The sequence below is a fragment of the Amycolatopsis minnesotensis genome (genome assembly GCF_039529815.1).
Lineage (GTDB): Bacteria > Actinomycetota > Actinomycetes > Mycobacteriales > Pseudonocardiaceae > Amycolatopsis > Amycolatopsis minnesotensis.
This window is the reverse complement of sequence record NZ_BAAANN010000039.1, coordinates 82,637-89,152: the sequence shown is the minus strand read 5'-3', so window position 1 is coordinate 89,152 and position 6,516 is coordinate 82,637. Positions and strand designations below refer to the sequence as shown.

8 protein-coding genes are annotated in these 6,516 nt (G+C 71.1%); 1 reads left to right on the top strand and 7 read right to left on the bottom strand.

Annotated elements, in window-relative coordinates; translation table 11 throughout:
• From ABD256_RS35705 to ABD256_RS35685, 5 genes are all read right to left on the bottom strand, one after another.
• The coding region (locus ABD256_RS35705) for a DUF485 domain-containing protein (protein ID WP_344429286.1) at positions 1–152 on the bottom strand (152 nt) is incomplete at its 3' end.
• 76 nt (positions 153–228) lie between these two features.
• Positions 229–1,980 carry a sodium/solute symporter gene (locus ABD256_RS35700; protein ID WP_344429271.1) on the bottom strand — a complete coding sequence of 584 codons (1,752 nt, stop codon included), beginning with the start codon at positions 1,978–1,980 and terminating at the stop codon, positions 229–231.
• A 3-nt stretch (positions 1,981–1,983) separates the two neighbouring features.
• Positions 1,984–2,331, bottom strand: coding sequence for a hypothetical protein (locus ABD256_RS35695; RefSeq protein WP_344429269.1), 348 nt, complete (start codon positions 2,329–2,331; stop codon positions 1,984–1,986).
• Positions 2,328–3,086, bottom strand: a complete 759-nt coding sequence (locus tag ABD256_RS35690) for a LytR/AlgR family response regulator transcription factor (RefSeq protein ID WP_344429267.1) — start codon at positions 3,084–3,086, stop codon at positions 2,328–2,330. The genes ABD256_RS35695 and ABD256_RS35690 overlap by 4 nt, the downstream gene beginning before the upstream one ends.
• Entirely contained in the window at positions 3,083–4,141 is a 1,059-nt protein-coding gene (locus ABD256_RS35685) for a sensor histidine kinase (protein ID WP_344429265.1), read from the bottom strand. Before ABD256_RS35685 ends, ABD256_RS35690 begins: the two co-directional genes overlap by 4 nt.
• Before the next feature lie 103 nt (positions 4,142–4,244).
• Here ABD256_RS35685 and ABD256_RS35680 point away from each other — a divergent pair, with 103 nt between their 5' ends.
• Positions 4,245–4,883 (top strand): hypothetical protein, encoded by a 639-nt coding sequence (locus ABD256_RS35680; RefSeq protein ID WP_344429263.1) that lies wholly within the window; start codon positions 4,245–4,247, stop codon positions 4,881–4,883.
• A 417-nt stretch (positions 4,884–5,300) separates the two neighbouring features.
• Here the strand turns inward: ABD256_RS35680 and ABD256_RS35675 are convergent, their stop codons facing one another.
• Positions 5,301–5,813 carry a DUF4232 domain-containing protein gene (locus ABD256_RS35675; protein ID WP_344429261.1) on the bottom strand — a complete coding sequence of 171 codons (513 nt, stop codon included), beginning with the start codon at positions 5,811–5,813 and terminating at the stop codon, positions 5,301–5,303.
• Positions 5,814–5,976: 163 nt separating this feature from the next.
• Positions 5,977–6,468, bottom strand: coding sequence for a L,D-transpeptidase (locus ABD256_RS35670; RefSeq protein WP_344429259.1), 492 nt, complete (start codon positions 6,466–6,468; stop codon positions 5,977–5,979).
• Between the last annotated feature and the right edge of the window lie 48 nt (positions 6,469–6,516).

The following is a 6,516-nucleotide window of genomic DNA, read 5'->3' as shown; positions in this document are numbered from 1 at the left end:
TCCGCCAGCAGCACATACGCCAAATACCACACCACGAACACCACCGTCATCGGGAACACGAACACCCGCAACCGACGACGCAACTCCACGAACTCCGCGCTCTTTTGCACGCTTTCCCAATCGGGCGCGGGTGTATCCGCTTCCGTGCTCATGGCAGGCAGTCCTCCTCGCCTAGACAGCGCTGTGTCGGGCGTCACCGTAGGGAGGCGGATGATCGACAGGAAGGGCTCAGCGGTTCAAACGTCGCGCGATGCGACGAACGGTTGACGAACGGTGCCCAGGGGAGGTCGAGTGGACGGGCTTCGGTCCGCGCGGCGGGCGTTCGTCGAGGTGCAGGCGCAGCATCGCGGCCGTCGACCACGACGGCGGCCGTCCTCGCAAGGACACCACGATCATGATCGCGAAGGCCAGCGGAACCGACCACGGCGCGGGTTGCGCCACCAGTATGGCGAGCCAGCCGTCCAGTGGTGGTTCGAACAACGCGGTGATGATCGACCCCGACGACGAGAGCAATCCCGCGAGCACCCCGGAGATCGCCCCGGCCGCGGTCAGCTTCTGCCACCAGATGCCGAGCACCAGCAGCGGGCAGAACGTCGACGCCGCCACGGTGAAACCCCAGGTGACCAGCACGCCCGCGTCCAGCCGCGTGGACGGGAGCGCGAGCAGCACCATCACCGCGGCGGCGAGCACCACGGTGAGCCGGAGCTGCCGCAGGCCGCCCCGCAGCAGGTCGTGCGCGATCGCGCCGGACACCGCCAGCAGCAGGCCGAGCGAGGTGGCGAGGAACGCCGCGAACGCGCCCGCGGTCAGCAACGCGGTGAACAGCGAACCTGCCCAGCCACCGTCCACACGCGACGGAAGTGCGACGACGACGGTGTCGGTGGCCCCGGACAGGTACAGCTCCGGCGCCAGCACCCTGCCGAGCAGCCCGTAGATACCGGGGAACAGGTAGAAGACTCCCAGCAGCCCCACCGTGATCGCGGCCGTCCGTCGCGCCGCGCGCCCGTCGGGACTGGTGTGGAACCGCATGAGGACGTGCGGCAACCCCATCGTGCCGAGCATCGTCGCGAGCAGCACCGCCCAGGTGCCGAGCAGCGGGTACCCGGCGCCGTCGAGGTCGAGCAGTGGGCGCTGCCAGCCGGAGCTGCCGAGCGGGGCGTCACCGCGCACCCCTGGCACGGCGGTACCGGGCAGGAAGACCAGGCTCCGCCCGCCCGGCATCACGAGATCGCCGCGCGGCAGCACGTGCACCGAGCCGTCCGGTGCCCTCGTCGCGGTCGGCGCGGTGATTTCCAGCGTCACCGCGACTTCGAACGACACCGTGGTTTCGTGCGCGAAGTGGGTGAACTCGACCGGGTGCAGCGCCGCGTGCCGGTTCTCCGCGCCCGCCTGCATCAGCAACCAGATCGCGGGCACGATGAACAGCACCAGCTTGAGCGCGAACTGGAACGCCTGCACGTAGGTGGCCGCGCGCATGCCGCCGAGCGCGAGCGTCGCGCTGACCGCGGTACCGGCGATCACCACCCCGACCCAGTACGGCGTGCCGCCGACGGCGCTGAGCACCAGGCCCGCGGTGCGGAACTGCGGGACGAGGTACAGCGTGCCGATCACCAGCACCACCACCGCGGCGATCCGGCGCAGCGCGGGCGAGGCGAGCCTGGCCTCGGCGAAGTCCGGCACGGTCAGCGCACCGGAGCGGCGCATCGGCGCGGCGACGAGCGCGAGCATGGCGAGGTACCCGGCGGTGAAGCCGACCGGGTACCAGAGCGCGCCGACGCCGTCCTTCACCACCAGGCCCGAAACACCGAGGAACGAAGCGGCGGAAAGGTATTCGCCCGAGACCGCGGCCGAGTTCAGCAGCGGCGAAACCCGGCGCGAGGCGACGAGGAAGTCCGAAGTGGTCCGCATCGCCGCGACCCCGCGCAGCCCGATGAGCAGCGTCATCAGCACTACCGGGGCGACCGAAAGGATCGCGGCCACCGGCTACTCCCGTTCGACGCGTTCGGCGCGGCGCAACTGCCAGCGCGCGAGCAGGGCCATCACCGGGTACGGCACTGCCACCAGCAGCAGCCAGGACAACGGGATGCCCAGTACCCGCACCGAATCCAGGCCGGGCGCGACGGTGAACGCGATCGTCAGCACCAGCAGGAGGCCGAACATCAGCGCGACGGCGGGCAGCGCGCGGCGGCGCTGCTCGCGGTACATCCTGGCGGCGCGTTCGGCGTCGGCGGGTTCGAGCGTGGGCACTCGCCAGCGCCCTGGTGCGCGCCGTCGTGAATGGGCGAGCCGGGTCTGCGGGCTCGTCACCGCGACGCGTTTGACTCGGCTCATGGTGCGCTGCCGAGTTCGCCGTGCTGCGCGGCGTGCAGGAGCCGTTCGCGGAGTTCGCGTGCGTGGCGGCGGCTCACCGGCACGTCACCGGCGTCGGTGTGCGCCAGCAGCCCGCCGACGGAGTCGCTGCGCAGCTCCGCGACCGCCCCGATGGCGACCAGGAAACCCCGGTGCACTCGCAGGAAACCGTGGCCCGCCCAGTATTCCTCCAAACGGGACAGTGGCATGCGGACCACGTGGACTCCGTCGGCCGTGTGCAGCCGGACGTAGTCGCCGTGCGCCTCCACGAACCGCACCGCGGCGCGGCGGACGTACCGGGTGCGGCCACCGCTTTCCACCGGCAGCGCGGCCATCGTGTCCGGCGGCGCGGCCGCCGGCTCCTGCGCGGCGGCCATCTTGACCACTTTGGACAGTGCGGCGGCGAGCCGCTCCGCGCGCACCGGTTTGAGCAGGTAGTCGACCGCGCCGATGCCGTACGCGGCGACGGCGTGCCCGTCGTGCGCGGTGACGAACACGATCACCGGCGGACGGCTCAGCTTCGCCAGCAGCGACGCGAGTTCGAGGCCGTCGAGACCCGGCATCGAAATGTCGAGGAACACCGCGTCGAACGGGTCAGCCTGGATCATCTTGAGTGCGCTCACCGCGTCGCCTGCCGCTTCGACTTCGGCGACTTCCGGCGCTTCGGCGAGCAGGCGGCGTAGTTCGTCGAGTGCGGGCGGGACGTCGTCGACCGCGAGTACGCGCAGGCCCGTCACGGCAGCACCCCCGGCTGGAACCTCGGCACTCTGACCACGACCCTGGTCCCCGCGCCGGCCGCGGTTTCCACGACCAGTCCGTACCATGCCCCGTACACGCTGCGGAGTCGTCTGTCCACATTGGCCAGTCCGACGCGGTCGGAGCCGGAGCGCCCGGCGAGGATCGCCTGCGCCCGTTCGGGATTCATGCCCTCTCCGTCGTCCTCCACGCTGATCACGCAGTCGTTCCCTTCCGCCTCGCCGTGGACCTGCACGGTCCCGGTGCCCGACCGGGGCTCGACCCCGTGCCGGACCGCGTTCTCCACCAGTGGCTCCAGCACCAGGTAGGGCACCGCGACCGCGAGGACCTCCGGCGCCACCCTGATCTGGACGCGCAGCCTGTCGCCGAGCACCGCCCGCTGTAGCGCGAGATACGTTTCCACCGCCCGGAACTCCTCGGCGACCACGGTGTACTCGCCGTGGCGGGCCAGGCTGTACCGCGTGTAGTCGGCGAAGTCCAGCATGAGATCGCGCGCGCGGTCCGGATCGGAGCGCACCAGCGAAGCGATGACGGTCAGTGCGTTGTAGACGAAGTGCGGCGAGATCTCCGCCCGCAGCGCGCGGAGTTCGGCCGCCGCGGCGTGCTCGGCCGAGGCTTCGAGGGTGCCGCGCTCCAACGCCTGGATGACGAGATCCGCGGTCTCGCGCACGGCCGCGGTGCCGATGTCGCCCGCCAGCACGAGCGCGCCTGCCAGTTCGTCGTGCGCGTGCAGGGGAACCGCGAGCAGCGGCGCGCGACCGGCCGGTGCTTCGGTGTGCAGCACCTTGTCGACGAGTGCGGCGGTGCGCGTGTCGTCGGACGGCCTGCCGGACCAGGTGAGCTGGCCGGAGAGATCGGTGAGGCCGACACCGTCCAGTGTGAACAGCCGCCGGAGACCGTGCGCCGCCCGGCGCGCGGTGCCGCCGCCGAGGCCGTCCTTGAGGTCCTCGGTGATCTTGCGGGCCGCGGCGAGCACCGGTGCCGGGTCCGTCCGCGCCGATGCGTCACCGCGCAGGCGAAGTGCGGGTATCGGCATGGGCGGAATCCCATCGTCTGGCCGGGCGCGGTCAGGGGCGAGGACCGATACTAAGGCCTGACGCTTCCGCGACGCGCAATCCGCGACTGCTTTGGGGAGGAACATGGCAGCGACCGCCGACGCCGATCACGACGCCGTTCCGATTCGCTACCGGTTCGCCAGACTGGGCACCGAACTCCTTGCCCCGTGGGTGCTCGTGCTGGCTCTGCCGCTCTTGCTCGCCTGGGACGTCACCGGGCACGACCCCGGCCGAGCGCTGCTGTGGGGGTCGGTCGTCGGGGTGACCGGCTCGCTCATCCCGATGGCGGTGATCGTCCGCGGCGCGCGGGCCGGCCGCTGGCAGACCCACCACGTGACCGACCGCGCGGGCCGGATGGTGCCGTTCGCCACCGGGCTGGCCTCGCTGGCCGCCGGTTTCCTGCTGATGCTCTTCGGCGGCGCGCCGTACCAGATGCTCGCGCTCTCGATCGCGATGCTGGCGTCGCTGCTCGGCAGCATCGCGATCACCTTCGGCCTGCGGTTCAAGGTGTCCATGCACGCCGCGGTCGCCTCCGGCGCCGCGATCATCCTGGCCATCGGGCACTGGTTCGCACTCGTCCCGCTGGCGCTGCCGGTCGCGTGGGTGTGCTGGTCGAGGGTGGAGGTCGGGGACCACACCGCGCGCGAGATCCTCGGCGGGGTCGTGCTCGGCGCGGTGCTGGGCGGCGGCGGGTACTGGGCGCTCATCACGGTGCTGGGCTAGCCGGTGCAGCTCGTCGCGGATTCCCTTGTGTGCTCCCCGTTTCCGCGCTGGTGTCCGGAAAGGGGGCTTCAGAGGCGCGAATGCCGCGAATGTGGCCTTCGCGGGCTTGTTCTGCTCCGGGTCGGATGCTCTGAAGGGGCCCTTGAGGGAATCTGATGCCGCGAAGGTCACCTTCAGGGCACGGGCGCCGCCATGCCGCGCGCCGTGCGGGGCGAGATTGTGGCGTCAGATTCCCCAAAGGCGCCCTTCAGGGATCAAGCCCCGGCGGCTCCGCGTTTCCGCCACCCGTCTCACCGGAATCGACGCGCGCGCATCATCACTGAGACCTTTGGGGACTCGCATGCCCTGGAGGTCGCAGGGCATGCGAGCAACCCCACCCCGCCGCCGATCCGTCAACGGGAGCACCCGGCGCCTGGGTCACGCGGCGTCGGCGGGACCCTCTTGCACGGTGCCGACGTTCAGGGTGTGCGCCTCCGCGGAAGCGTCGAGTTCGCCGAACTGCCACGGCAGCGTGACCGTCTGGGCCTGGGTGCCCGGCGTGTGCACGGTGACGCCGGACGGCGTCGCCTGGTCACCGCGCGCCTCGATCGCGGACCAGTGCAGCGACTGGTGGGCGGAGGTGCCCGGCCGCAGGTGCACGACCTGGTCCGGCTGGCCCGCCTCGGGCTCGATGGTGATGCCGGGCGCGCCGTCGAGCGTCACCGGGACGCTGCCCTTGAGCTGGCAGTACTGGCCGTCCTTCGCGGTGAACTGGATCTCGGCGTAGCGCTGGCCCGCGCCGGGGGAGCCGGGCACGATCGTGGTGGTGAGCTGGCTCGCGTCGCACCCCTCGGACGGCATGGCCGAAGCGGCTCCGGTGCTGAGGGAGACGGTCGTCAGTGCGGCGCCCAGTACCGCGGCGACGGCGAACCCGGCGTTCTTCTTGCTCATGATCGGCCTCCCGGTGTCGGTTGTTGATTTGCCGGATAGTGGCAAACCGTGCAACTTACTGTCATAGGCAAGGTGCCCATCACGCTGCGGAGTTACACCCGATCGTGGTCTGGACCATAGAAAGGCAACCTTCGTGCCCGCCACGCGTCGCACGGGTGAGGGTTCAGGCGACCACTTCAACCACGTCACCCTTGGCGAGGCCGTCGAAGAACGCCGCCGAGTTCTCCGGCGACAGGTGTACGCAGCCGTGCGATGAGACCTCGAGACTGCCTTCGTGGAACGCGATGCCGCCCGGGGCGAAGAACACCGAGTTGGGCATCGGCATCCCGAACTCACTGCTCGTGTGCTCGCGGTCCTTCCAGACGACGTGGAACATGCCGACCGGCGTCGGCTCGTCGGCCGAACCGGGTTTGACCGGCACCGGGCCGCGCACCACCTTCCGGTCGCGCATGAGCCACGCTTCGAGCCGGGACAGGCTCACGCACGCGGCGGCCGCCTGCCCGCACGGTGGCGGGGCGGGCCGGGCGCTGGTGGTGATCGGCATCGCGACGGGCACGGGAGTCGGCTTCGGTGGTACGGGGGCCTCCGACGGTGCCGCCGCGCAGGACGCGGTGAATGCCAGCGCCGCCGCCGCGCAGGCCACTGCCTTCTTCATGAACACCCCTGTCGTCACCTGTGTGGCGGGAAAGACGGTGAGGCCGCG